This is a genomic window from Rhodoferax sp., from assembly GCF_039922535.1.
GTDB lineage: Bacteria > Pseudomonadota > Gammaproteobacteria > Burkholderiales > Burkholderiaceae_C > Rhodoferax_B.
In genome coordinates, this window is sequence record NZ_JBDTEM010000228.1 from 1 (window position 1) to 1,919 (window position 1,919).

At 66.4% G+C, this 1,919-nt stretch carries 3 protein-coding genes; all 3 read left to right on the top strand.

Features of this window, described 5'->3' with window-relative positions; all coding sequences use genetic code 11:
- Positions 1–787: branched-chain amino acid ABC transporter permease (locus tag ABI213_RS10935; protein ID WP_348027038.1), on the top strand; the 787-nt coding region annotated here is incomplete at its 5' end.
- 12 nt (positions 788–799) lie between these two features.
- Positions 800–1,519, top strand: coding sequence for an ABC transporter ATP-binding protein (locus tag ABI213_RS10940; protein WP_348005665.1), 720 nt, complete (start codon positions 800–802; stop codon positions 1,517–1,519).
- On the top strand, positions 1,516–1,919 hold a 404-nt coding region (locus ABI213_RS10945; RefSeq protein ID WP_348027040.1), incomplete at its 3' end, for an ATP-binding cassette domain-containing protein. The genes ABI213_RS10940 and ABI213_RS10945, both read left to right, overlap by 4 nt.

A 1,919-nucleotide genomic window follows, 5' to 3' on the forward strand; every position in this document is an offset into this window, starting at 1 on the left:
TGCGGCGGGCTACGGCGTGGGCATCTTGCTGCAGCTGCAGGCCATGCCTGCCGAAGCAGCGATTGCCGTCGCCCTGGTCGGCATCACGGCGGTCGCCTTTCTGATGGGGCTGGTGATTGTGCGGGTGCCCGGCGTGGCCTTCGGCATGCTGACCCTGGCGGTGGGCCAGATGTTCTACCTCACGGCCTCACGCTCCCGTGGGCTGACTGGCGGTGCCGATGGCATGAACATCGAATGGCCTGCCACGCTGTTTGGCCTGCCGATGTCGGAACTGCTGAAGTCCTCGCACATATTCCTGCTGTGCTGGACGGTGCTGGTCTTGGTGCTGCTGGCACTGGCCCTGCTGCTGCGCAGCCGCTTTGGCAGCATCACCGAGGCGGTGCGCGACAACGAGGAACGGGCCCGCTTCATCGGCATCCGTACCCTGGTGCCGCGGGCGGCGGTGTACGCCTTGTCGGCGCTGGTGACCGGCGTGGCCGGTTTGCTGTCGGCGCTGAACACCGGCTTTGTGTCGCCCGAAAACCTGCACTGGAGCCTGTCGGGAGTGGCGCTGATGATGGCGGTGGTGGGCGGCTACAAGGCGCTGTGGGGCCCGGCGCTGGGGGCCGTCATTTACTTTTTGGCCAAGGACATTCTGGGCGACTACGCCAACCACTGGATGGCCATCTTCGGCGTGGCACTGATCACCGTGATCGTGTTCTCGCCCACCGGCATCGCCGGGGCACTGGGCCGCCTGGTTCGAGGCAAAAAACCCACCCCCGTCCTGCGCACCGCGCCCGGGCACTGAAAGGACCCCACCATGAGCAACTATGTATTGAAAGCCCACGACGTGGCCATCCACTATGGCGGCGTGAAGGCGGTAGACGGTGTCTCGCTGACGCTGGAGCGCGGCCAGATCCGCGGCCTGATTGGCCCCAACGGTGCGGGCAAATCCACGGTAATCGATGCCATCACCGGACGCACCCGGCTGACCCGCGGCACGGTGCACCTGGCCGGGCAGGACGTCACGGCCCTGGGGGCCACCCAGCGCCGCATGCGCGGGCTATCGCGCAGCTTTCAGCGCACCAGCATCTTTGGCCAGATGGCGGTGCGCCAGCAGGTGGAACTGGCCTCGCACAAGATGGGCATGGCCGATTCGGCCGCCGATGCCGATGCCGTGCTGCAAGAGCTGGACCTGCTGCCCCTGGCCGATGCCACGGCCGATGACCTGGGTTACGGCCAGCAGCGCCGCCTGGACCTGGCGCTGGCCCTGGTGGGCCGTCCGCAGGTGCTGCTGCTGGACGAGCCGATGGCCGGCCTGTCGGTGCAGGAATCGCACGATCTGGCCAAACACCTGAAGGCGCTGACTTCGCGCTGGGAGGTGTCGGTGTTGCTGGTCGAACACGATATGGACGTGGTCTTCGGCATCTCCGATGTGGTCACGGTTTTTGAACTCGGCCGGGTGATCGCCAGTGGCGCACCGGCCAGCGTGCGCGCCGACCCACGTGTGCGCGAAGCCTACCTGGGGAGCACGGCATGAGCGCTTTATTGCAACTGGAAAAAATCAACGCCTTTTACGGCTCGGCCCACATCCTGCACGGCCTGAGCCTGGCGGTACAGCCGGGCGAGCGCGTGGCGCTGATCGGTCGCAACGGCGTGGGCAAGACCACGGTGGTCAATACGGTTCTGGGACTGGCCACATTGCGGGGCGGTAGCGTGCGTGTGGGCAGCAAAACCCTGCCGCGCCCACGCCCTTATATGGCGGCCCAGCAAGGAGTGGTGGTGGTGCCGCAGGGTCGGCGCATCGTGGCCAACCTGACGGTGGAAGAAAATCTGCAACTGGGTGCCGCCGTGGGCCGCAAAGGCCCGTGGAACGTGCCCGAAATCTACAAGCTCTTCCCCATCCTCCAGGAGCGCGCCCACACCCCGGGTACCGCCTT

What these genes read in the sequence shown, in the direction of transcription:
- ABI213_RS10940 (WP_348005665.1), top strand. Translation starts at nt 800, where the DNA reads ATGAGCAACTATGTATTGAAAGCCCACGACGTGGCCATCCACTATGGC.